Source organism: Mesorhizobium sp. WSM4871 (assembly GCF_055811295.1).
The window spans coordinates 149,746-173,295 of sequence record NZ_JBVVPU010000007.1; the positions used below are offsets into that span (position 1 = coordinate 149,746).

Below are 23,550 nucleotides of genomic sequence, written 5' to 3' on the forward strand. Positions count from 1 at the left end.
GGCGCCGCACCGGCACAGGGGCCTGACGCTTCTCAAGCAATGTCCGAAAATCGGCGCGGGCCTTAGTTCGTGCGGCGACCCCTAGGCGACAATAAATGTACGACGGCCTAATGTCCGTTTGTGGCGCATCTCAACCTGTCGACGGCCTCAGGGCATCTCTGCCTACACTATGCCGCCGCGCGAAGTCGACGAACGCCTTGAATGCGGCGGTCGGATTGCGCCGGCTCGGATAGTAGAGACTCAAGGGTGACAGAGTGGGCGTCCAATCTTCAAGCACGCACACAAGACGGCCTGCCTCGATGTCGTCTCGCACGTCGGACTCCATCGCCAGGGTGAGACCTACGGAAGCGAGGGCCGCGGTGCGTGCGAGGCTCGCTTCGTCGAGGGTGACGGCGCCCTCAACGTCGATATGGACCGATTGTCCGTCCTTCTCGAACGGCCAGCGGTAGATTGCGCCATTGGGGAGCCGGACGCGGAGACAGGAGTGCTCGGCGAGATCCTGAGGGATCATGGGCGTCCCGCGCGCTTTCAAATAGCTCGGTGTGCCCACCACAACATTGCGCCGCGCGACCCCCAATGGGAGTGCGATCATGTCGACTGGCACAAGATCCGAGCTACGGACGCCGAGGTCGAAGCCGCCCGCCACAATATCCACCAGGCGACCCTCTGTGACGATGTCGATGTGGACCTGAGGGTGCACTTGGAGAAACGGTAGGACGAGCCAAGAGAAAATTTCCCGCGCCGCTGTCGGAAAGGCATTGATGCGCAGGGTGCCGGAAGGCGTGGCCTGTTGAGACCGCGCAACCTCCATCGCCTCATGGATGTCCCGCACGGCGGGAGCGACTTGCGCGACGAACTGCTGGCCTGCCTCCGTCAGGGAGACGCTTCGCGTCGTCCGATTGAAGAGCCGTACGCCGAGCGTGCGCTCCAGCTTTCCGACCGCATTGCTGAGTGCGGTCGTTGAAATCCCGAGCTCAAGCGCAGCTGTGCGGAACTTGCCCCGGTGGGCGACCATGAGCACGGCGTCCAATTCCGTCAGGCTGCTCTGCACCATTGTCCCGCTCTTCGTGATGAAGCATCCCGAATTATCCTCATTATCGCGGAAGCTGTCTATCGCTATCTTGGCTGGCAAGCGCACTTGCAGCCGCCGCGGCTGCGATCGCAGCAAATAGGGAAAACAATGACGCTCGAACTTCCATCCTCCATCGCCGCGTATGTGGCCGCGAACGCCCGCCTGGACGTTGACGGCATGCTTGCACCCTTCGCAGCCGAGGCCATCCTTCGCGATAACGGCGCCGTTCTCCGGGGGCACGACGAAATCAGGTCGCTGCTTGAAGAGGCCGTGGTCGCCGCGAAGGCGATTTTCACACCGGACACTGTCCGGCACGAGGCCGGTCAGGTCGTGGTCGAAGGTCCCGCTCATGGCGACTTCAAGGGCAGCCCGATCCGCTTTACCTACCGCTTCACGCTCGAAGACGACGCCATCAAGGCCTTGGAGATCACGGCATGACCACCAAGGCTGATCCGACCGAGTTCGCGGGAAAGCGTGTACTCATCAGTGGCGGCACCAAGGGTTTGGGCCGCGCAACCGTCGACCGCTTCCTGGCGGGCGGCGCCCGGGTGATCACCGCCGCCCGCGGAACGCTGGAGCCCCTCGACGGCGTCGAGTTCGTCCAGGCGGACCTGGCGACCGCCGCGGGCGGAGAAGCCCTGGCCAAGGCGGCGCTCGAGCGTCTGGGCGGCGTCGACATCCTGGCCCATGTGATCGGCGGCTCGACCACCCCAGGCGGCGGCTTCGTCGCGCTGACCGACGACTACTGGCTGTCCGAACTGAACCTGAACCTGCTGGCCACGGTGCGTCTCGATCGCCTCCTGATTCCGCAGATGATCGAACGGGGCGCCGGCGCGGTGGTGCACGTCACCTCCATCCAGTCGGTCCTGCCGCTTCCCGAGGCGACCACCGCGTACGCCGCCGCCAAGGCCGCGCTTCGGACCTACAGCAAGTCGATCTCCAGGGAACTGGGACCGAAGGGCGTGCGGGTCAACGTCGTGTCCCCCGGCTGGATCATGACCGAGGGGACCGGAGTGTTTTTGGAACGTATCCAAGCCGCCAACGGCGGCACGCTAGAGGACGCGCGCCAGCTCGTCCTGGACGGCCTTGGCGGCATTGCCATCGGGCGCGGAGCCGAACCATTCGAGGTCGCTGAAGCCATCGCCTTCCTGGCCTCGGATCGCGCCTCTTCGATCCACGGTTCGGAGCTCGTCGTCGACGGCGGCACTGTCCCGACTGTCTGATCACACGGACGTCCACGCTTGGCCGATCGGGCGACGCACCTGATCACTCCACATTCTCGAGAACCGTCACGGCCGCTTCCGCCAAAGCGACCCTGTTGCACAAGCTGTTCGAGACGGCGCGACCTCACGGCGCGAGCGGAAGAAGGTCGAGATGCTGTTCGCGCATCTGAAGCGCATCCTGCGGCTCGATCGGCTGCGCCTCCGAGGACCATGGGACCCCCGCGTCGCGTTCCTGCTCGCCGCCACCGCCCAAAACCTCAGGAAACTGGCGAAGCTGGACCCGTCCGGGCTTCCCAATCGTAGCTCCTGACGTAATCGAGAAATGCGCGCATCGTAGCGCTCGGGAGGCGGCGGCTCGGATAGTACAGAAACCAGTGCGGCAATGTCGGGCTCCAATCGGGGAGGAGCTCAACGAGCCTGCCATTCAGGATATGGGGTTTGGCATAGTCATCGAAAACATGGGCTATTCCTCTGCCGGCCAGCGCCGCCTGCAACTCGTTGTGCGCCGAGCTCACCATCAGGCGGCCCTTGGGAGTGACCTCTATCTTTTCGTTTCCGTCGACAAACCGCCAGGTGACCAAAGTGCCCCCAGGAAATCTGCGCTTGATGCACTCATGACTAACGAGGTCGTGCGGTCCCTGAGGTTGGCCGTGCTTCTTGATGTAGCCCGGTGAAGCGACGATCGCATAGCGAAGCGCAGGGCCAAGCGGGAGCGCGATCATGTCCTGCGCCAGTTGCTTGCCGAATCTGACCCCGGCATCGAAGCCCTGTTCCACGATGTCGATAACCGCGGCATCGCTGAAGATTTCAATGTTCACCTCGGGATAGGCCTCCATGAAGTCGAATGCCAGCGGGCAAAGAAAATGATCGACCGCCGGCGCCGGGGCGTTGATCCGGAGCGTTCCGGACGGCGTATCTCTCAACTCGTCGACCTCTGCGATCGCGAGCCTGATATCGCTCAACGCTGGGGCCAAACGTTCGAGGAGGCGTTGTCCTGCTTCGGTGGGCGACACGCTCCTCGTCGTGCGATTGAGCAACCGGATACCCAGAACCTCTTCCAAGGCGTTCATCGTCTGGCTTAAGGCCGACGAAGACACTCCGCGCTCGAGCGCCGCCGCGCGGAAACCGCCACACCGGACGATCGAGACGAACACTTCGAAGCTGTCGAGCCGGACGGGGTTCATTGGGAAGCAGTTCTAATCAAGCTGATCGCAATTGTGCATCTTATCCGTTGAATAACCCTATGTCATGGTTGCCGCAAGGATAGCTGTCGCGCTTTCTCTCACTGGCCCTCGGCCCCCAAGATCGGGATGAAGCGCGCGTGACCAAACGAAAGGGAAGACCGATGAATGCCTTCACCCTCAACCGACGCGCCATCATGTTGTCCGCCGTCGCAGGCGCATCGAGCGTGGTCGTTCCGGCTATTGGCGGATCCGGCAGCGCGAAGGCCCAATCCACACCCTCGCTGGGCGGCAATTCCGGCTGCTACCGCTTCCGTGTCGGCGACATCCGGGCGACCGTCTTGAGCGACGGCGTCATTGGCGGCCCGCCGCGTATCTATGCGAGCGATGCGCCCGAGGCGGAGCTTCAGGCGGTGCTGCGGCGCGCATTTCTTCCCACCGACCACATGACGCTCAACCTCAACACGCTGCTGATCGAAACCGGCGGGCGGCGGATCCTGATCGAGGCAGGCGCGGGCAAGACGATGGGGCCGAATGGCGGCCGCATCCTTGAAAACTTGGCGGCGATCGGGCTTGGTCCTGCCGATATTGACGCGATCGTCATCTCGCACACCCATCCCGACCATGTCGGCAATCTCCGAACGGTCGACGGCGGCAGGGCCTTCCCCCGCGCCACGGTCTTCGTGCCGAAGGCGGACTGGGATTTCTTCGTCCGCACCGAGCCGGATCTCTCCTACATGCCCGTTCCGCAGGATTTCCGCGTGCGCTTCGCGGCAGCCATCAAGAATAGCCTTGAGCCGGTAAAGAACGATGTCACGCTCTATGAAGCCGACGCCGAGATCGTGCCCGGCCTCACGACGATCGTCGCCTCCGGCCACACACCGGGCATGGCGGCGTTTCTCGTCCATTCCGGCAACGACCAGCTGCTGCTGACGGCGGATCTCGCCTATCACCCGGTCGTCAACGTGGACAGGCCCTGGGTTCCGGGCCCGGACCGCGACAAAGAGGCAGCCCTCGCCTCCCGCCGGCGCATCTTCGACCAGGCGGCGGTCGATCGCATACCCGTGCTTGGCTTCCACTTTCCGTTCCCCGGCCTCGGTCGGCTGCTCAAGACCGATGGCGCCTACGCCTGGGTGCCCGCCAATTGGCAGTTCTGACGCTCAGTACAAGGAGGACTTCATGGACAAGTCGAAGATCAACCGACGCGGTTTCCTCGGCACGATGGGCGCAGCGGCGACGGGGTTCGGCCTCGCCACGCAGGCGACGGCACAGGCCCAGGGGACGGAGGTGGCCTCGCCCGCTTCGGGATCCGATCCAGATGTGCTAACCCGCGCCTTGCCGCGCACCGGCGAGCGGCTCACGGCTCTCGGCCTCGGCACATTCCTGACCTTCGATCTGAAGCCCGGCGTGCGCCGTGATGGTCTCCGGCAGGTTTTCGAGCGATATGTTGCCGCAGGCGGCCGCGTCGTCGACACCTCACCGCTCTACGGCTCGGCTGAGGTAAGCGTCGGCCAGTTCATGGGCGAGTACGCGGGATCCGACAGGATGTTCCTCGCCAACAAGGTCTGGGCCACCGGAGAATATCTCGGCGATGAAAGCCACGCCGAGGAAAGCTTGCGGCAGTCGCGGCTGCGCACCTGGCGCGACACGATCAATCTCATGCAATGCCACAGCATCACCAATGCGCCCGTCGTCATCCCGCTCATGAAGGCGTGGAAGCGGGACGGCCTGATACGCCATGTCGGCGTGACCCACCACGAGTCTGCGGCACAGGAGCAATTGCTGGCGATCGTCGAGCGCGACGATGTCGATTTCATCCAGACGAACTACTCGATCTTCAACCGGGACGCCGAGCGCCGCCTGCTTCCGGCCGCGGCCGAAAAGGGCGTCGGCGTGCTAATCAACCTGCCGCTGGAAAAGGCGCGGCTGATGAAGGTGGTCGAAGGGCAGCCACTTCCCGGTTTCGCCCGGGAATTCGACGCGACGAGTTGGGCTCAGTTCTTCCTGAAATGGGTCATGGCGCATCCCGCCGTCACCAGCGTGCTTTGCGGCACCTCTAGCCCCGATCACATGAGCGACAATGTCCAGGCGATGAGCGGCCCGCTGCCCGACGAGCGCATGCGCGCCCGCATGGTCGCGCACATGGAAACAGTTCCCGGCTTCGGCTCCATCGGCTCCATGCCTTGGTACCCCGGCAAGGAGAGCATGTATTCCGGTCTGATCCGCGAGGCCCAGGCAAATGCGGCTCGGCGGCTACGCTAACCTCCTGCGCCACGCGGTCATCAACTCAGAACCGGGAGACCGACTTTGCTTTCCACCCGACGCTCGCTTCTGACGGCCTTTTTGATGCTGCCTCTCATCGACGCCAATAGACTGAGGGCATTCGCGCAGGCCGCCCCCGAACTGCCGCCGACCCCTTCCTGCGATGACGGAGATGATCTCACTCTCGAGCGTGAAGCCGGCCCCTTCTTCCGGCCGAACTCGCCACTCGAACGCGATTTGTACCCCGGGGCGCCCGGTGGCGAACGGATCACCCTGGCCGGTTTCGTTTTCGACCATCGCTGCCGGGCCCTCCCCGGCAGCCTCGTCGAGATCTGGCATGCGGATGAAAACGGCGCCTATGACAGCATCGGCTTCCGCCTGCGCGGACACCAGTTCACCGACGTGCAGGGGCGCTGGTGGTTCAACACTATCGTGCCCGCGCTTTATCCCGGCCGAACACGTCACTTCCATTTCAAGGTCCAGCGTCCGGGCGGCCGCGCCCTTACAACGCAGCTCTACTTTCCCGGAGAGCCCCGAAATGTCGGAGATGGGCTCTTTCACGAGACACTTCTCCTCGACATAAAGCAAACCGGCGACGGACAGTTCGGCCGTTTCGACTTCGTGGTGTGACCACAAGCAAAGGGGACCAGGTTCTGCGTCTGGGCGGCGTCACGCAGCGCCCCCTTGGCAACTGGCCCTTGGTGGGGGGCTGACGTCAGGCGTTGAAGCCCGCGTCCACGTTGAGAACCGCCCCGGTAATTAGGCTTGCTGCGGGACCAGCAGGACCTGATTTATGCAGTGTCCGATGCATAGTAAGGCTCCAACCCCTCCGGACAGCCAATGCCGGCTCCCCGCGCGCGGTCGACCGCGGGAATTTGATCGCGTGGCTGCCCTCGCGGCCGCGACCAGACTGTTCTGGATCAAGGGATACGAGGCGACCTCAATCGCTGATCTGACGGATGCGATGGGGATCGGAACAAAGAGCCTCTATGCGGCCTTCGGCTCGAAGGACGCGCTCTACGCGGAAGCGCTCCAATACTATTACACGACCTATGAGGGGTTGGTCTGGGCCCGTTTCCGGAAGGCCCGACCGCACGAGAGGCGGCGCTGGCGTTCTCCAGGATTCCGCCATGGCCATGACGGGTGGAGATAGCGATCTGCCGCATGGATGCATGGCGACGCTCGCCATAGTGGGCAGCGAAGGACATTCCGAACTCGGCGAGTTCATGCGAACGACCCGCGCAGGTGGCTTCGATCTCCTCAAGGCCCGTTTCGACAAAGCAAGAGGCGACGGGGACCTCCAGGCCACGGCAGACACGACCAAGCTGGCGAGGTTCGCGCAGACCGTACAAAGTGGCATGGCGATCCGCGCCCGTGACGGAGCGGATCGAGCCGAGCTCACGGCAATCGCGGAAATCGCCCTCGCCGGCTGGGACCAAATCACGGCCACGACAGGTCACGGGACGCAGGACAAGGCCTGATCCTCATGGCAGCGACGGACTTACTGCGTCAGGGGTGCCCGCGGTCGTGTCACGTATCCGAAGGACCTTGCGACGCTGAATGCGGTAGACGGCCGCCGGAGGCACGTTTGCGAAGGTACCGCCCAAATAGGTGGCCTTGAGGCCCAACCGGTCGAGCAACGGACGCGATACCGGACAGCGCGGGCCATATGTGAACTGATAAAACGCACCGTTGGCGCGAAGCTGCGCGAAGGCGCCTTCCAGGATCGAATAGACCGTCCGCGGCGACATCGACAAAAGCGGCAGGCCGCTGATGACGGCCCCCGCCGGCGTGTCATCGAAAAGCTCAACATCGCGCAATCGCGCCGCATCCATGCACAATGTCTTCGCACGAGGGAAATCGGCATTCAGCTTTGCGGCAAACTCCTTACCGAATTCGATGAGCGCGAGGTTCTCCTCGGTAACCCCCCGCGCCAGCAGCGCGCGCGTGAACACCCCCGTTCCGGGACCGAGTTCGAGGATTGGCCCGGTTTCCGCAGAAACCTCCGATACGATCAAAGCCGCCAGCGCCCGTCCGGATGGCGTCACGGCCGCAACCCTGAACGGTTCGGATAGCCAGGCGCGGAAGAACTGGAGGGTCTCTGACGACTTGTTCAGCATGCTTGATCCTCCGAGGAGGTCCGGCGCCTATTGGTTCGTCCAAGCAGGCGCCAGATCAACACGGACAGCGTCTCAACCGCGAGAAAGAGGACCAGAAACTTGATCGCCAAGGCTGATGCATTAAGGTCGGGGATCGAGTGCGCGGCCGTGTAGCCCGCGGTGAGGAACAGACCGTTCCACAGGGCGATGCCCAGCAAAGTGCCGGTAGCAAAGCGCCACGCATCCAGGCGAACAAGCGCAGCGGCCAACGGCGCGACGAACCGAACTGTCGGGATGATCTGCGCAATCAGGGACAGGCTTCGGTCACGCGCTTGCAGGGAGATGAGCATCCCGTCGATGCGCGTCGATGGCAGACCCAGGAGCCGCCCGGTTCCATACAGAAGCTTGGCGGACATATCCTGCCCGACAGTCCGGACGACGAGAAACAGTGCAATACTGGCGACTACACTCCCGCAGGTCGTCATGACGAAAGCGGCGGGCAGCGACCAACTTCCTCCGGCCGCGGCCATGCCGATCGCAACCAACATACCATGGGAGGGCAAGGCAGGTATGACACGTTCCCCCAGCCCCGCAGCGAACAAACCAAGCACTCCGTAAAGAGCAATCCAGTCGACGAGGCTCCCGAGCGGGTCCATCTCTCAGGCCTCCGCGGCAAGGCTGGACCCACTTGGACTGGTGTGGAGAGGTGTTGCCGTCGCAGCGGCGAAATTAACGTTCGCCAGATTTTCCGAGACGTCCCAAAGCCGGCTGGCGACGTGCAACTCCAATGCGGCTGGCGGGATTGCCGCCTCGCTCGGATGGCCGCGCGTCTCCGAGAGCCTGGCGGGACCGTAGTATCTGCCGCCTCGCGCCTCCGGTGACGTCGCTGCGAACAAGGTGGGCAGTGCTCCCTGCACCGCCGGCTGGAACAGAAACCACAGGGTCGACCGCAAAAGTCCCTGGGCACTGTATCGCCCCGGGGCGTTGTGCAGAAGGTCGGTTCGCGAAATCCCGGGATGGGCAGCAATACTCGTCAGGCCCCAGCCGGCTTCGTCACTGCGGCGCTGAAGCTCGAGCGCGAACATCAGGCAGGCGAGCTTGGATTGCGCGTAGACGGGCATCGGCCGATAGGCCTTTTCGGCCTGAAGATCATCGAAATTGATGGCTGCATTTCGGCGCACGGCGATACTAGACAGCGTGACCACACGAGGATCCTGTCCACGCATGAGCAAAGGCAACAGATGCGCACTCAACGCGAAGTGGCCGAGATAGTTAGTCCCGAACTGGAGTTCGAACCCATCCGTCGTCGTCTGGCGCTGCGGCGGCGTCATGACGGCTGCATTGTTGATCAGAGTGTCGACCCGCTCCCGGTTCTCGCGCAACCGCTGCCCGAACGCGGCGACAGAAGCGAGATCAGCGAGATCGACGGGCTCGAAGCTCACGCGCGCATGTCTCGCCAACTGTCTGATGCGGGCGACGGCATCGCTTCCCTTGCGAGGGCTTCGCCCCGCGATAATGACGTCGCCGCCTGCGCGCGCAAGCGCAAGTGCATCATGGAAGCCGAGGCCGCCGGTGCCCGTGACGACGATTGTCCTGCCGTTCTGGGACGGCATGTCCTGGGTGGTCCAATTCTTTTGCATCCGGAAATTCTCTCGTCGCCTTTAGGAGGAAGCTGCCTGGAGAGGCTGCAGGACGGCTTCAGTCAGCGCCGCCTCGCGCAACGGTGCTGCCTCGTCCCGGTAATCGGTCTCCATCGCCATATCGGCGAATGCCCGGCGGTTGGGATAGCGGACGAGAGCCATCGCGTCCCAGGCCTGCCCGGGTTCTGCCGAAAGGGCCGGAAGGCCATTGCCCACATAGAGGATCTCCGCCCCGAAACGGGCGACGATCGGCGCGGCCACGGCGAGGTAGTCGGCGTATCGCTCCCTGCCGCCGTCTTCCTGGAACCGCAGGAGATTCAGCATGACGACGGGTTGTCCGTCGTCTTTTTTCAGGAAACTATCGAGTGCATCTTCAATGAGCGTAAGCATACCAACCTCGGATCTGGGGTCATTGACGGGTTCGGCCTGACGTTGCCGTTCCGGCGGCCATCATTCTCGAAGGAAATCGGCAACGCGCTGGTTGGCACCAGAAATCCAAGCTAGATGGAGTGCACAATGATCAGAATACCCGAACCTTCAAGAAATTTGCCTGATCCTGCAGATGGGGGATACCTTCGGTCAGGTGCAGCTTTGGCCGCACAGCTCGTTCCAACGCTGATCGAGGGTTCAACATAGTCCGCTCGTTTCAGGCCATGTTGCCGGTCAGGGCGATTAACCGGCCTTCGCTCTGCGTCGAAAGAGATTCACTTCGGCAATGACCGGCTCGACCATGGCGCCATGGACTGAAGCCCGACAGGCATTCGCCGAGTTTCGATCCGACCCGAATCCGATTTCCGATAGCGCTCGATTCCGTGTCGAAGAGAAGCAATGAGCTTTGACGAGAGATCCCGATCACCGACGGCATGATGAACTTATGCACGCTCGCGGAGAAGACGCCGATCTTCTGCGCGAGATGATCGGCTTTGCAGCCGGGCCTCTGATGGAGATCGAGGGCGCCGCCACGGGTGCAGTCTGGGGCGAGAAGTCGTCGCTTCGCACGACCAGCGCCAGGTGCCGCGCAATCTGACGAGCGATCAGGATCACCAAAAGAGCTGCTCCTGGCAGTATTGCCGGGAGCAGTCCCTCTCAGGGCATGGTGAGGCAGCTACGCAGTTTGCACCCTGCGACCGACATATTCGCTGTACAGGCGCTGCTGATTCATGACGTCACGCTTCGGAGCAACGCCAAACGTCCGGGAATATTCGCGGCTGAACTGCGACGCACTTTCGTAACCGACCTGATAGGCCGCGTCGGCTACGTTTGCATCTTCCATCACCATCAGGCGCCGCGCCTCGAGAAGGCGTAACTGCTTCTGGAACTGCAGCGGTGTCATCGAAGTCATGGCCTTGAAGTGCTGATGGAACGACGATAGGCTCATTCGCGCCACTTCCGCCAATTCCTCCATACGAAGCGTCCGGGCGATGTCCTCGTGCATGAGGTGGAGGGCTTTCGCGATCCGGGCGGCATTCGACTCAGGCTCGGCCAGCTTGCAGAGTTCGCCGCCATTCGGACCGCTCAAAAGCCAGTAGCAGATCTCGCGCATGACGGACGGAAAGAGGATCGGGATCGCCTTCGGTGTCTCGCACATCCGCAGGAGGCGGAGAACACACTCCGCCAGAGGCTCATCGACCTGCCGCACGAACAGGCATGGACCGGAGGTGGCGGGGGGTGGCGGAGGCACTTCGAGCTGTTCCAGTACGTCGCGGATCATCGCTACGTCCAGCTCAAGCGTCAATCCGGTATATGGCGCATCTGGGCTTGCCTCGACGATGTGTCCCGTCGCCGGCAGCGTCATGCCAACAGCCAGACACTCCATCGCGCCGTAGCGAAGCGTGTCCTCTCCCAGGATGATTTCTTTCGCCCCCTGGAGCACGACGCAGATCGACGGCTTGTAGACCTGCCGCATCCGCATTCTCTCCTTGAAGGAACGGACGATAATGAAGCTGCCGATCGGCGTCGGGAACACGCCCTGCCCCCCGCCCTGGGCCTCGATATAGGCGGTGATTGCCCCGAACAGCGATGGCGGCACACGAACCTCCGGAGGGTTGCGAGGCCAGCGCAGTACCTGGCCCTCAACTGACAGCCTATCGTCGCCCGCAGGATTAGGCAAGTTTTTTGAGGCTTCCGGCATTCTGATCATTGTGCACTCCATCTAGCTTGAGGGTGCGAACCAAGCGAGGAGTGCGTCAAACATGACAGAAGCCGCTGCGCAGTCAATAGACATACAACAAACTTTTCCGATCCCTTCAAAGAATCCTTCAAAGCAATACGTGCGCGGTTGGCGCGTATTTGCGATTTGCACGACGCTTCTTCTTATAAACGCATTCTCTCAAATCGACAGAATACTTCCTTTTATTTTGGCTGAGTCTATAAAATCGGACCTCGGGTTGAGCGACACCCAGATGGGCCTGCTTACAGGTCTCGCCTTCGCAGTTTGCTATTCGCTGCTTTCGTTGCCTCTCGCCCGAGCCTCGGATCGAGGGTCGCCTCGCTTTGTCCTGGTTTCGTGCATTCTGCTCTGGAGCGCAATGACGGCGCTTGGTGGCTTCGCCGCAAGCTTTCTGCTGCTGGCGGTTACGCGTTTCGGCGTCGCGTTCGGAGAAGCCGGCGCAGTACCTGCCGGCCATGCGCTGATCGCCCGCAAGATCCGACCGGAGCGTCGCGGCCTGGCGATCGGCCTTTTCGCCATGGGGATTCCTCTAGGCACCATGGTCGGCTTCGCCGCAGGGGGCGCAGTCGGCGACGCGCTGGGATGGCGCACCGCCATGATCGGCGCCGGAGCCATCGGCGGTCTGGTTGGTCTGTTGGCCTTTCTTGTCCCGGGGCCGACCCCCACGCTCGAGCGCACGGCCGCCAATAGCGAACCGTTCCTGCGATCCAGCCGGCGATTGCTAGCGTCCCCGGCGTTTCGCTGGCTGTTCATCGCAGCGATCTTCCTCGGCTTCGCCGCAGCACCCTTCTACGCCTTCTCCGCTCCTTTTCTCATCCGCACGCACGGCTTCAGCGCGAGCGAGGTGGGACTTGCCTTTGGTCTCTTGCAGGGCCTGATGGGCATTGTCGGCACGCTCCTGGGCGGACGCTGGTTCGACCGCGCGGTGAGCTCAGGCACTGGGAGAGTGCTCGGACCGCCAGCCATTCTCTTCCTGATCGCCAGCGCGACCACGAGTGCAGCCTTGTTTGCGCCGGCCGGCTGGTTGTCTATCGCCCTGTTGGTGCCGGGGATGCTGTCCTTCTCGTTCATGCTGCCATGGGCCTTCGGCGCAGCCCATCTCGTGGCCGGCGAGGGTAAGCAAGCGCAGGCCTCCAGCCTCGTGATGATCGGCTCCGGCCTTCTTGGGCCAGCGCTCGGGCCTCTCATCGTCGGGATGGTCAGCGATGCGGTGACGGCTGCGCAGGGACCCAATGGCCTTGGCTTCGGGCTGCTGGTCGTCCCGATCGCGAGCGTCCTGACAGGTATCACGTTGCTGATCGCAAACGGGCGGATCGCCGCATCGCTGGGACGACAGTGACTATCGCCTCCTCCCGATCGGCCGACAACAGGCCTCAGCCCGCCAATCGCCGGGCTGGGCCACACCTATCACAAGCAAACCGCTCGTATCGAGAAAGGGACCATCAGAATGTCCGATACTGACACCTCGCGCCGCACCTTCATGGCCCTCGCGGCCGCCGTTCCCGCGACTCTCGCCTTGGGAAGCACGGCTTCGGCCCATGCAGCCACAACCGCTATCCCCGGCGCCGGCAAAGCGGCCGTCGTCACCGGCTCGTCGCGGGGCATCGGCGCTGCCACCGCCAAGCGTCTGGCACGCGATGGCTTTGCCGTGACCGTGAACTACCTTACGAACCGTGATCTGGCCGCCCGCGTGGTGGCCGATATCGAGGCGGCTGGGGGGCGCGCCATCGCTCTTCAGGCCGACGTCGCCGATCCCGCAGCGGTCAAGGCTCTCTTCGACGCCAATGACCAGGCGTTCGGGGGCGTTGATGTGGTGGTCAACAACGCTGGCGTCATGAACGTCGGCCTCTTCGCCCAGATGTCGGACGAGGCCTTCGATCGAATGATGGCCACCAATGTCAAAGGCAGCTTCAACGTGCTGCGCGAGGCGGCGCGACGTACGCGTGACGGCGGCCGGATCATCAGCCTGGCCTCAAGCATCATCAAGACGCCACCTCCGGCTACGGGCGCGTATGCGGCCACAAAAAGCGCCCAGGTGCTCTTTTCCAGTGTCCTTGCGAAGGAGCTCGCCGGTCGCAACATCTCGGTCAACGCGGTGGCGCCTGGCGCCGTCGACACGCAGCTCCTCCGTCAGCACGGCGAAGAAGCGCTCCGCGGAATTCCCGAACAAACCCCCCTCGGTCGTCTGGGCCTGCCGGAAGACATCGCCGGCGTCATCGCGCTTCTCTGTTCGCAGGATGGCGCCTGGATCGACGCGCAAACCCTATTCGCGAACGGCGGGTTGGGGTGACGGAAAACGGTCTGCTGATCCCAAACTGGCGGATCGTCACGTCGCCAAAGTGACGGTGACGCGCAGCCTCGCCTTGAGAACGTCGCGGCGACAGGTGGATGCGTGGTCTGCCCAGGCATCCGAGTGAACCTGCAGAGAGTCAAGCGCCGCGAACTCTCGACTTAATATGTCGGGCCCTCTTCCTCTCACTCCACGGAAATTTGCAATGAAATACAAACGCTCGGTAATCTTGCTGCATTGAGCGCGGAGACCGTCGAGCGTAATCTAGGCGAGCAAGCGGATGCACCAGACCAGCAATAGCTCTCGCGTCATCAAGACCGTGTATCAGTTCCTATAGTGTTCGCCCTTGTGCAAAATTCAGCATCCGACGAAAGCTCGCTCCTCGCGCGAAAAGCAGAACATGCCGCCCCTGCGATGACGGCGATGGCGACAATGACGAACAGACCGCGCAGAAGTTTCGCATGAGATAGTCCAGCAGGTTGGGGTGATGAGCTAACGCAAATCAAGGCCCGCCGGTTGCGGCGGCACGCGGCATTTTCGCGAAAAAGCCGGCTAGTGCGGCAATATCTTCGTCCGAGAGGTTCTTAGCAGCGTTGCGCATCAGATGGGCGAAGCGCGTGCCGCCGCGCTTATCCGCGCGGAAGAGCTCGAGCTGTGTCGCAATGTATTTGGCGGGCTGTCCGGACAGTTCCGGATAAATGGGGTTGCGGTCGGGGCGACCGTGACAACCCAAGCATGCAGGAACGTCGCGCTCTGGGATGCCGCGGCGCGCGATCTCGTCGCCGCGGGCAACCTCAGCAGAATCCGGTTGTGTCGAGACTACGGGCGCAGGCAGCGCGGAAAAATATCGCGCTAGATCGGCAAAGAGCGAAGGATCGACGGCCGAGGCAGCAACTTCCATGACGCCGCTCTGACGGTGGCCTGCAGCATAGGCCCTTGTGCTTTCAAGAAGGTAAGTTTCGCGCTGAGCGGCCAGTACCGCCGTTCCGGCGCTACGGCCGAGCCCGTCCTTGCCGTGGCAGCGCGTACAATCCGCTAGTGCGCGTTCGAGGTCTCGTGTTTGGCCCGTTGGCGGTTCGCTACTGCCGTAAGCGAGATCGCGCCATCGCGCCTCGTCCATCCTCGGCAGTTCGCGCAGGAAGGCGACCATCGCCCAGACTTCATCGTCGCGCCGCTGCGTCGGCCAGGCCGGCATGCCGGTGAAGCGCACGCCGTGCTTGACGATGCGGAAGAGTTCGGCGTCCGTCCATTCGGCGACCTTTCCGGCAAGGTCCGGCGGCCGCGGCAGCATCGCGAGGACGGAGGGCGAGCGCTGTTCGCCAGGCGCGCCGTGGCAGATGGCGCAGCCGCGCGCGAAATGGCCGGCGGCCGGCTGAATAGCGTAGCGCGGCAGGTCGTCCGGCACCTCGACGCTGAATGCGTATGTTCGCACAGCCGAGCGCATGGCGAAATGCAAGAACCAGTCGGTGACTTTCCAGTGACCGGTGGAGGCGCCAACATTGAAGAAACCGATCCACGTCGCGAAAAGCACTGCAACGGGGAGGATCGCCAAGCCTATCGCCAGATGTTTCCAGTTGACGTGCATCAGCTGGCCACCTCTTCGGCTCTGCGAGCAACGAGCTTGGCAAGCAGGAAGACGCCTCCGGCGAGATAGACGGCCGCGCCGATCATCAACATGATAACGCCGCCCAGTGCCTGATCCTGTCCGGCGCCAAGCACGAGACCGAAGCAAGTCACATCGCCGGTGCCATAGAGCGGTCGCGAGGCAAGCGAGAGCAGCGCGCCGAGCAACGTCATGTGGATGGAGGTCAAGAGCAGCGCGAAGGTGCCGGCAGCGTCGCGAGCCGGTGCATGGGAATTCCCCGGTGCGATGCACGTCAGCCAGAGGAGCAGCCCGGCGCCAAGGAAGGATGCCTGCTCAATTAGGGTGGCGATGGTTGAAGTCTCGACCCACTGCCGCGCCGCGGGCGCGTGCCAGCCCCAGACGACAATCAGTTCGACGAGGGAGGCGATGAGGGGAGCGGAGGTCGTTACGGGAGGTATTGTATTTGAAACGCCGATTGCAATCAGCGGAGCCGCAATGGCGACGACGCCCATGTGGGCAAGCATGTGGGCCGCGAAGGAGCCTCGCCACGAATCGAGCAGCGGCCCCGCCCAGACCAGCGCGAGCGTGAGTAGGCCCAGCACCAGGCTTTGCATCCTCATGGTGCACATCCGTCGATGAAGAGCAGCGGCAGCGCCACGTAAAGCACGGCAACGAAGCTCAGGCCGGAAAGCAGAAGCGTGGCAAATCCCTGGAAGAGCGTGCGATCCTTCGCGGTGGGATCGTCGTGCGGCGGGTCGTGTGTGCCGAAGCCCCACTGCCGCCAGGCGAGCCAGCTGGACAGAACGATCATGGCCAGAGCCGCCAGCGTCACAGCCGCTATGCCAGCCTGGACGACACCGAAACCGAGGTCACCGCGCTTGGCGCACCAGATTGCGGCCAGGGCGTAGCAGGCGAGGAAATGTCCGGCCCAGACCACGGGCGCAGTGAAGAGCGTCCAGAGCGTTTCGACCTCTTTGGGAATGACGCGCATCACCGCCTCACATCGCTTCCGGGAAAAGACCGATGACGGCGAAGGTAATGGCCGCGGTGATCGCCATAAAGTGCCAGTAGAGCACGACGTTATGCAGTTCCATGTCGTGCTCCCGCGTCAGGCGACCGGCGAGGCTTCGCGCGAGGCAATAGAGCTGCATGATGGCTCCAACCGCGGCATGGGCAAGGGCCCAGATGACGAGGATCCAGACGATCGCCGGATAGACATGCGCGGTCGGCTGCATGCCATGCAGCCACGGCCCGGCAAGGCCGGCAGCAGAGGCGGTGAGCGTGAGCAGGAAAGCGGCAACAAGCGCAAGGCGTGCGCCGTTGATCCACCCGCTCGCGTTCAATTGACGCGCTCCAAGCATCGAGACCCACGCTACGAGAAAGAGCGTCAAAGCCATCATCGGCCACCGCAAACCTGGGCCTGACTGCCCCAGAGTGAAGTCCGGATGGATGGTCCAGTAGAAGAAATAGCCGAAGATGAGGCTGGCAAACGCGGTGCCGTCGCCGACCATCGTAATGAATATCGCCCACCAGCCTACAGAATCCGGGCCGGACGAATAGAGTGGCAAGCGCAGCCCGAGGCCGACATCCCTGGTTTTCTTTTCCGGGATTTCGCCGGTGCCGGTCCAGAGCCACCAGAGGATCGCAGCGAGCGTGCCGACGCCTGAGAGTAGGGCAAGAATCCACAGTTCAAAGGTAAGCGCCACGAAGACGCCGCCGAGCAACACGGCCGCAATTATCGTGATCGTGGTTGGCCCAGCCACGCGCTGGCACTGCACCGGATGGCCGTCGAGCACCGAGGTGATCAACGTCTCGCGGCGATTGTCCCTGGCGTCAGACAGATAATAGGCGCCCTCGTTGACCTTTCGCATCAGATCGTTCTGGTCCCACAGCGGATAGCGGCTCTCGATGATGGGAATGGATCGGACGCCCCAGTTCTCCTCGGGTTCGTTCAGCCATTCTAGCGTGCCGGCCTTCCACGGATTCTGCTCGCCGCGGGGTTCGCGATGCTTCGGCCGCACAACATCGAATGCGACCACCAGCACCCCCGCTGCGAAAACATAGGCGCCGATCGTGGAGATGAGATTCAGCCAGTCCCAGCCTATCCCCTCGGGATAGGTGAAGACGCGGCGCGGCATCCCCCGCAGCCCGCTCAGATGCATCGGAAAGAAGGCGATGTTGAAGCCGGCAAACATCAGCCAGAACGCGGTGCGCCCGAGCCAGGGAGAAAGCATCCGCGCGTTGATCAGCGGGTAGTAATAATAAATGCCGGCGATCAGCGGGAACAGCATCCCACCAATCAGCACGTAATGCAGATGTGCAACGACGAAATAGGTATCGTGAGCCTGCCAGTCGAACGGAACGAGCGCAACCATAACGCCGGTCAGCCCGCCAATGACGAAGATGGCGAGCCCGCCGGCGCCAAACAGCATCGGCACCGAGAAGATGACGCGTCCGGCCAGCATGGTGGCGATGAAGACGAATATCTGCACGCCGGTTGGAATTGCGACGGCTTCCGAGGCAGCCGAGAAGAAAGCCAGCGAGATCTGCGGCAGGCCCGTCGCGAACATGTGGTGTACCCAAAGGCCGAACGACAGGAAGCCGGTGCCGACAGCGGCAAGCACGATCCAGGAATAACCGACGATCGGCCGTTGCGAAAAGGTCGGTACGATCATCGCCATCAGCGCGATGGCGGGCAGGAAGATGATGTAGACCTCGGGGTGCCCGAAGATCCAGAACAGGTGCTGCCACAGCAGCGGGTCGCCGCCGCGTGTCGGATCGAAGAACGGCCAGTCGAACATGCGCTGCATCTCGAACAGGATGTCGCCGGCAATCAGCGGCGGGAAAGCGAAGAGGATCATGCCCGCGACGATCAGCAGATACCAAGCGAAGAGCGGCATCAGGTTGATGCGCATGCCCGGCGCGCGGCATTTCATGATGCCGACGATCAGTTCGACCGCCGCGGCGATCGAAGCGACTTCGATAAAGGAGAGGCCCAGCAGCCAGATGTCGGCGCCGATGCCGGAGTATTCCTTGTCGGTGGCGAGAGGCGGATACATGAACCAGCCTGAAGAGGGAGCTGCGTCGAAGAAGATCGAGCCGCAAACGAAGACACCGCCGATCAAGAAGCTCCAGAAGCCGAAGGCGCCGAGACGGGGGAATGGCAGTTCGCGCGCGCCTAGCATCGGCGGCAGCAGAAAGATCGCGACGGCCTCGAAGATGGGCACAGCAAACAGGAACATCATCACCGTGCCGTGCAGCGTGAAGGCTTGATTATAGAAGTCGGCCGAGAGGAAATCATTTCCCGGAACCGCGAGTTGCGTTCGCACCAGAAGCGCCAGCACGCCGGCAAACAGCATGAAGGCGAAAGCCGCACCGCCATACCAGAGGCCAACCTGCGTATTGTTGACCGAAGTCCAGTAACGCCAGCCGGCAGGCGTCTCCCAGACGCGGCGCAGTTGGCCTTCCTCGGCCTTCTTCGCGGCGGGCGAAAGCTTTGGCTTGATGCGGGCTTTGACGGCTGTCATTCGAGCCCCTTCAGCCAGGCGGCAATCTCGGCGATGTCCTGTTGGGGCAGCATGCTGAAGTCGGGCATCTTCGAACCGGGTTTGATCGCGTTCGGATGCGCGATGAAGCTGCGGATCGCCTCATCGTGAGCAGGCAAGATCCCGGCACCGATCGTTTCGCGCGAACCCACATGCGAGAGATCCGGCCCGACACGGCCATCAGCTTCCGTGCCCGCAACGCGATGGCATGCGCCGCAGCCGTTGCGAAGAAAGGGCTCACGTCCCGGCAAGGATGTTCCGGGCGAAGGGTTCGCCCGCACAGCTAACCACTCCCGGAAGGCAGTTGGTTCCATGGCGACGGCGGTGAAGGTCATCAGCGCGTGCGAGGTTCCGCAATATTCCGCGCAAGGACCACGGTAAGTGCCAGGTTTGGTCGCCAGCAACGAGAGCCGGTTCACCCGGCCCGGAATCATATCCATCTTGCCACCGAGGGCGGGAATCCAGAAGGAATGGATGACGTCGGTGCTCTTCAGCAAGAACTCGACGCGCACGCCAACCGGCAGCCTGATCTCGTTGGCGGAAAGAATAGGAACCCCGCCATCTGCCGGGCGGTAGGCGACCCTCCACCAGAATTGTTCACCAGTCACTTCGATCCTGAGACCGTTGGCTTCGCCCGCGCGTGCGAAAGGTCTCAGTCCAGGCATCAGCCAAAGCGCATAGCCTAGCAATAGAAAGAGGAGCAGCGAGGGAATGGCCGCCCCGCCCCAGAAAATCAGCCGACTTGCAATACGCTCGCTTATGGCGGCGCGCTCATGACGCATCGCATGAACGAGAAGACCGACGACCGTCAGCCAGATAACACCGCCAGCAATTGCCATGAGCCAGAAAAGGTAAGCGACCTGGCGCGCTTCCTCTCCGGCCGGATCAAGCACCGATTGGATGCCCGATTAGCCCAAGCATATTGACACTGGAAAGCAACCTACCGCAGCGCGTTTCGCAATTTGGGCCTCTATGTGTGCAAACGTGGGCGAACAAAACCCCTCCGATATCGTTGCAGCCATTGTCCACAAACGCGCTTGTCACCAAGTGGTTGCGCCAACACTTTCACCCTTTGGGCGTCGCTCGAAGATGGACGGCTTGCCAAACGCATCCCGTCCTAGCCTTGATGGCCGACCTGCAAGCTTTCACCAGGCTGATGCCGATGACTTGCACATTGACGAGCTGAATCCCACGGGTAGTGCCACCTGTGTCAGCGAGGTGCGACCTCTCTTTCACGTCGCATCGCGGAGGAATTCCTCAGCGACGAACACCCCGAAGGCTGGCCACGAGAACCGAACTCTCTTATGGCTCGTCACTGAATTTTAGCGGCGCGTGTCACCCGTACATCGTTCAGCCCCTTCAAAGCGTCCCGATTCCCGGTGCCTGCGGCAGCGCGGAAAACCTGTTCCGCGTCGCCGAACCGCCTAAGTTTCAAATATGCATAGCCGCGCAGCACCATCAGGCCGGTGCGTTCGGGCGCAATGCGCGACCTTTCATCCAATGCCATGAGGACTTCGACATATCGCCCCTGGTCGAAAGCGGTTGTCGCTTGGGCTTCCAGAAGCGCGGTCTGTACTTGGACCTTGCGGTCGGCATCCAAAGGGGCCTTGGAGGCAGCCACTGCCGCCATGTCGGAAAGCCCGGCACGCAAATAGGCCAGGCTTTGCCCGTACGCTGCGTCGGAGCGGGTTTTGCCGGAACCGCCTAGCGCGATTTCAAAGGCCGCCGCGGCTTCAACCGGCCTGTTTGCCTCCATGAGGCACCAGCCGCGCGTTAGCGCCGCGTCGGGAGCCAATGACGCTGGATCGATGGTGCTCAAGCAGCCTCGATTCTGCCGCTTGGCTCCGGCACGAGAGCTCGCTTGTGCGTCATTTCGATTGGATCTTGGCTGATCCCCGGATTGATATGTTTTCGCCTGATCCTCAGGGCGGCTCTGCGTCACCGGCTGTCGCGCGCGCGGCTCTGTCCCCGCGTCTTTTCCGACAGCCGCCGTCTCGATGCTGCGCTCGCCGACCGTCGGTATGCGTTCGGAGCGTCCCGCCCAAGCCGCCTGTATTTCCCGCGCACCGGCCTTGTCGCCGATTTTCCAGCGGGTCAGCGCGAGACCGTAGGCGGAAGGCTCATCGTCGGGCTTCCAGTCGAGTGCGAGCTTGAACCATTGCGCGGCTGTCTGCCACTGGTCCAACCCGTCGGCGTACCAGCCGAGCTGTTGCGCGGACGCGGCATCCTTGGCGGCGTAGACTTCCTGAACCATCCGCTGCAGGACTTCAGTGTCGAGGGGCGGGGGCGGCGTGACAGCCAGGAGGTTCGCTATCGCAGCCAGATAGACGCGTCGCACATCATCGTTCGTATCGCGCCACGAATAGAGGATTTGCTCGGCTTCGGCGGGGCGATTCTGGTTGATCAACGCAAGCGCCAGCCCTTGCGAGGCACCGGCCGTGTCTTCCTTGTCACGGGCCTTTCGAAACCATTCTTCCGCATCTTTCGGGTTGTCACGGCGGACGTAGTACCAGCCCAGCAAAAGAGCGTCGGACGGCAATCCGCCCTCGGTCGCCAGCGCTTTCACGGTCGCAATATCGGCCGGTGGGACAACCAGCTTCGGGTCCGCATCGGCGTCGGCAAGGCTCTGCCTGGCAATATCGCCGCGTATCGCGGAAAATTCTCCCTTGCCGTCGGCCGTCTTCTGCTCCGTGGCCAGCAGCTGCTCGAGATTTGGCCGCGACAGCAGCGGCAACGCCTTCTGTACTGTGGCTATGCGTTCCTCGGGTTTCTTGCAATTGTTCAGCACATAGAGGTAGGCGTCGCGCGCCCGGTCCTCGCGTTGCGTGTGCGCGAAGGCTTCGGCCACGCGCCAGAGTACATCGACATCGCCGCATGTCAGCAGACTTGAGCTGGTTGAGCCAATCCGGATGACGGCCTCGTATTGCTTTAAATTGGAGGCGTTGATGAGTTGTTCCCTGGCTTCCGCGACCGCCAGCCGGTCGAGCAGGTCCGCTGGGGGTTGCCAGCCAGCCTGCGCGGTTTGCCTGTCGGCTATCGCCTTTCGTACCTCGGCGAGTTTGCCTTCGGAATAGAGCTTCCACATCTGGTCGAGTTGCAGGTCGCCCACTTCCTGCACGGCCAAGGGATTTTCCGGCGGCGTCCATTGCGGGTAGAGGGCTCTCAGCCGGGCAATTTCAGCCTCCAACCGCTTGGTATCGCCCTTGGAGGCAAAATAGCGGAGCGCCGTCTCGTCGACCTTCGGCGACGCAGCCCGCGCACCGTTGGGCTTGGCAGGACCTGTCGTTGCGGGCGCTTGCTGCGCAACAGACGAATATCCCGCCTCGGATTGAGCATTGCCGGTAGCGGGACGACCGGCATCGCGAATCGAAGCCCCACCACCGAAATAGCCGGCGTCTCGGAGAACGACCGCGCCAAGCAGCGCCACGCCGGCGGCTATGAACACCACCGGTTTCATAGGCAATCCGGCTTGTGGCGCCTTGCATAGGACAACGCCAGCAACTGCAAGGTCGAAGGGTAGTAGTCGGTCGGCGTGAACGACCGCATGTCGTCGGGCAGCGGTGTCCCGTCGAGGACGCAGGCGACCAAAGCGGGGATGATGCGGTAGCCTGTATCGTCAAGCAATTGACGTGTTTGGCCCGTGGCAATGTTGACGATACGCACGCGCCCATTCTGATCGGGCATTTGGGTCATGAATGGTTCCAGCAACGCCCGGTCGCGATTGCCTGAACGGACAAGGTAAAGCGGGATTCGCACGGCATTGTAGCTGAATTCCTGGGGAAACCCATCCGCTGGACGAGGTTTGGCCTTCAGGGACACCCAATCCGGCGGCAGGCTTGATACCCCGATTTTCATGGAAGCCGCCAGCAAGGCCTTGCCACTGTCATCGACTTCCCGCCACGGCCCGTCCGGCATCAATTCGGCCAACACCGGAAACGCTTCGAACACCCAGTAGGACGGGTTGACGACGGGGCCGTCCTTGCGGTCACTGGCGGCGAAGCCCGAATTGCCCGGCTTCAGCAGAACAAGATCGCCCACCGTTTCCAATCCACCGGCAGCCAGCGCGACCGCGATATTGCGTGCGGAAGCGCTGAGGTCAGGGCGCTGCCAGGCAGCCCCTGCGAGCGCCAGACCGTAAGCGATCAGCACGTCGCCATCGCTGGCATTGTTGGTGTCGGCTACGTGCGGGGCCGCCGCCGGGTCCCATTTCCAGGCAGCCAATCCATCGTCCCGCACCAGCATCTCCGTGCGGGTGAATGCCCAGATGCGATCGAAATCACCCCTGTTATCGGCAAGATAGGACAATAGCAGCCCGTACCCCTGACCTTCGCTGTGACTGATCTTTCCATTGGCGTTGTCAATGATTCTTCCGCTCGGGTCGAGAAACTTTTCCTTGTAAAGGGTCCATTCCTTCGCCGTAATTGCTCCAGCCGCTCGAACATCCCTGGATTGCGCCATCACGACAAGCAGGGCGCCGGCAAGA

General features: G+C 62.6%; 21 protein-coding genes and 3 pseudogenes. 10 read left to right on the top strand and 14 right to left on the bottom strand.

Going from position 1 to position 23,550, the window contains the following annotated elements; translation table 11 throughout:
- Positions 1–130: 130 nt before the first annotated feature.
- Positions 131–1,054 carry a LysR family transcriptional regulator gene (locus tag AC0L2H_RS16215; RefSeq protein WP_473591169.1) on the bottom strand — a complete coding sequence of 308 codons (924 nt, stop codon included), beginning with the start codon at positions 1,052–1,054 and terminating at the stop codon, positions 131–133.
- Between the two features lie 126 nt (positions 1,055–1,180).
- Between AC0L2H_RS16215 and AC0L2H_RS16220 the strand changes: the two genes are divergently transcribed.
- From AC0L2H_RS16220 to AC0L2H_RS16230, 3 genes and pseudogenes are all read left to right on the top strand, one after another.
- On the top strand, positions 1,181–1,510 hold the full coding sequence (locus AC0L2H_RS16220) for a nuclear transport factor 2 family protein (protein ID WP_473591170.1): 330 nt from the start codon (positions 1,181–1,183) through the stop codon (positions 1,508–1,510).
- A complete protein-coding gene (locus AC0L2H_RS16225; protein ID WP_473591171.1) occupies positions 1,507–2,295 on the top strand; it encodes an SDR family oxidoreductase in 789 nt (262 codons plus the stop codon). The genes AC0L2H_RS16220 and AC0L2H_RS16225 overlap by 4 nt, the downstream gene beginning before the upstream one ends.
- Positions 2,296–2,419: 124 nt before the next feature.
- Positions 2,420–2,605 (top strand): annotated as a pseudogene (locus AC0L2H_RS16230) (transposase); the annotation flags it as partial.
- Here AC0L2H_RS16230 and AC0L2H_RS16235 read toward each other — a convergent pair.
- Positions 2,553–3,479 carry a LysR family transcriptional regulator gene (locus AC0L2H_RS16235; RefSeq protein ID WP_473591172.1) on the bottom strand — a complete coding sequence of 309 codons (927 nt, stop codon included), beginning with the start codon at positions 3,477–3,479 and terminating at the stop codon, positions 2,553–2,555. The pseudogene AC0L2H_RS16230 and the gene AC0L2H_RS16235 sit on opposite strands and share 53 nt — an antisense overlap.
- A 161-nt stretch (positions 3,480–3,640) precedes the next feature.
- Between AC0L2H_RS16235 and AC0L2H_RS16240 the strand changes: the two genes are divergently transcribed.
- From AC0L2H_RS16240 to AC0L2H_RS16255, 4 genes and pseudogenes are all read left to right on the top strand, one after another.
- Positions 3,641–4,633, top strand: coding sequence for an MBL fold metallo-hydrolase (locus AC0L2H_RS16240; RefSeq protein ID WP_473591173.1), 993 nt, complete (start codon positions 3,641–3,643; stop codon positions 4,631–4,633).
- Positions 4,634–4,655: 22 nt separating this feature from the next.
- On the top strand, positions 4,656–5,738 hold the full coding sequence (locus AC0L2H_RS16245) for an aldo/keto reductase (RefSeq protein WP_473591174.1): 1,083 nt from the start codon (positions 4,656–4,658) through the stop codon (positions 5,736–5,738).
- A gap of 45 nt (positions 5,739–5,783) precedes the next feature.
- Positions 5,784–6,368 carry a dioxygenase family protein gene (locus AC0L2H_RS16250; protein ID WP_473591175.1) on the top strand — a complete coding sequence of 195 codons (585 nt, stop codon included), beginning with the start codon at positions 5,784–5,786 and terminating at the stop codon, positions 6,366–6,368.
- 175 nt (positions 6,369–6,543) lie between these two features.
- Positions 6,544–7,219 (top strand): annotated as a pseudogene (locus AC0L2H_RS16255) (TetR/AcrR family transcriptional regulator).
- A 3-nt stretch (positions 7,220–7,222) separates the two neighbouring features.
- Here the strand turns inward: AC0L2H_RS16255 and AC0L2H_RS16260 are convergent.
- Genes AC0L2H_RS16260 through AC0L2H_RS16275 form a run of 4 tightly spaced genes read right to left on the bottom strand, consistent with a single transcriptional unit; the run spans position 7,223 to position 9,867 of the window.
- The gene (locus tag AC0L2H_RS16260) at positions 7,223–7,858 is read right to left on the bottom strand and encodes a class I SAM-dependent methyltransferase (RefSeq protein WP_473591176.1); all 636 of its coding nucleotides are present in this window, start codon (positions 7,856–7,858) and stop codon (positions 7,223–7,225) included.
- Positions 7,852–8,493, bottom strand: coding sequence for a DedA family protein (locus AC0L2H_RS16265; protein WP_473591177.1), 642 nt, complete (start codon positions 8,491–8,493; stop codon positions 7,852–7,854). The genes AC0L2H_RS16260 and AC0L2H_RS16265 overlap by 7 nt, the downstream gene beginning before the upstream one ends.
- Positions 8,494–8,496: 3 nt before the next feature.
- Positions 8,497–9,477 (bottom strand): SDR family oxidoreductase, encoded by a 981-nt coding sequence (locus AC0L2H_RS16270; protein ID WP_473591178.1) that lies wholly within the window; start codon positions 9,475–9,477, stop codon positions 8,497–8,499.
- A 21-nt stretch (positions 9,478–9,498) separates the two neighbouring features.
- Positions 9,499–9,867 (bottom strand): DUF1330 domain-containing protein, encoded by a 369-nt coding sequence (locus AC0L2H_RS16275; RefSeq protein WP_473591179.1) that lies wholly within the window; start codon positions 9,865–9,867, stop codon positions 9,499–9,501.
- Positions 9,868–10,351: 484 nt separating this feature from the next.
- Between AC0L2H_RS16275 and AC0L2H_RS16280 the strand changes: the two are divergent.
- Positions 10,352–10,474: pseudogene (locus tag AC0L2H_RS16280) on the top strand (IS256 family transposase); the annotation flags it as partial.
- A 108-nt stretch (positions 10,475–10,582) separates the two neighbouring features.
- Here the strand turns inward: AC0L2H_RS16280 and AC0L2H_RS16285 are convergent.
- Positions 10,583–11,506 (bottom strand): AraC family transcriptional regulator, encoded by a 924-nt coding sequence (locus tag AC0L2H_RS16285; RefSeq protein WP_473591293.1) that lies wholly within the window; start codon positions 11,504–11,506, stop codon positions 10,583–10,585.
- 163 nt (positions 11,507–11,669) lie between these two features.
- Between AC0L2H_RS16285 and AC0L2H_RS16290 the strand changes: the two genes are divergently transcribed.
- Together AC0L2H_RS16290 and AC0L2H_RS16295 are read left to right on the top strand one after the other, a co-directional pair.
- Positions 11,670–12,986: an MFS transporter gene (locus AC0L2H_RS16290; RefSeq protein ID WP_473591180.1), complete on the top strand. Its 1,317-nt coding sequence runs from the start codon at positions 11,670–11,672 to the stop codon at positions 12,984–12,986.
- A gap of 108 nt (positions 12,987–13,094) precedes the next feature.
- Positions 13,095–13,937 carry an SDR family oxidoreductase gene (locus AC0L2H_RS16295; RefSeq protein ID WP_473591181.1) on the top strand — a complete coding sequence of 281 codons (843 nt, stop codon included), beginning with the start codon at positions 13,095–13,097 and terminating at the stop codon, positions 13,935–13,937.
- Positions 13,938–14,439: 502 nt separating this feature from the next.
- On the opposite strand, the gene AC0L2H_RS16300 is transcribed toward AC0L2H_RS16295, so the two are convergent.
- From AC0L2H_RS16300 to AC0L2H_RS16330, 7 genes are all read right to left on the bottom strand, one after another.
- Positions 14,440–15,522, bottom strand: a complete 1,083-nt coding sequence (locus AC0L2H_RS16300; RefSeq protein WP_473591182.1) for a c-type cytochrome — start codon at positions 15,520–15,522, stop codon at positions 14,440–14,442.
- Positions 15,522–16,142, bottom strand: a complete 621-nt coding sequence (locus AC0L2H_RS16305; protein WP_473591183.1) for a cytochrome c oxidase assembly protein — start codon at positions 16,140–16,142, stop codon at positions 15,522–15,524. The genes AC0L2H_RS16300 and AC0L2H_RS16305 overlap by 1 nt, the downstream gene beginning before the upstream one ends.
- A complete protein-coding gene (locus AC0L2H_RS16310) occupies positions 16,139–16,513 on the bottom strand; it encodes a hypothetical protein (protein WP_473591184.1) in 375 nt (124 codons plus the stop codon). The genes AC0L2H_RS16305 and AC0L2H_RS16310 overlap by 4 nt, the downstream gene beginning before the upstream one ends.
- Positions 16,514–16,520: 7 nt before the next feature.
- Positions 16,521–19,049, bottom strand: a complete 2,529-nt coding sequence (gene ctaD, locus AC0L2H_RS16315) for a cytochrome c oxidase subunit I (protein WP_473591185.1) — start codon at positions 19,047–19,049, stop codon at positions 16,521–16,523.
- Positions 19,046–19,960, bottom strand: a complete 915-nt coding sequence (gene coxB / locus AC0L2H_RS16320) for a cytochrome c oxidase subunit II (protein ID WP_473591186.1) — start codon at positions 19,958–19,960, stop codon at positions 19,046–19,048. The genes ctaD and coxB overlap by 4 nt, the downstream gene beginning before the upstream one ends.
- 419 nt (positions 19,961–20,379) lie before the next feature.
- The gene (locus AC0L2H_RS16325; protein WP_473591187.1) at positions 20,380–22,524 is read right to left on the bottom strand and encodes a tetratricopeptide repeat protein; all 2,145 of its coding nucleotides are present in this window, start codon (positions 22,522–22,524) and stop codon (positions 20,380–20,382) included.
- Positions 22,521–23,525 carry a family 8 glycosyl hydrolase gene (locus tag AC0L2H_RS16330; protein WP_473591294.1) on the bottom strand — a complete coding sequence of 335 codons (1,005 nt, stop codon included), beginning with the start codon at positions 23,523–23,525 and terminating at the stop codon, positions 22,521–22,523. The genes AC0L2H_RS16325 and AC0L2H_RS16330 overlap by 4 nt, the downstream gene beginning before the upstream one ends.
- Positions 23,526–23,550: the final 25 nt, after the last annotated feature.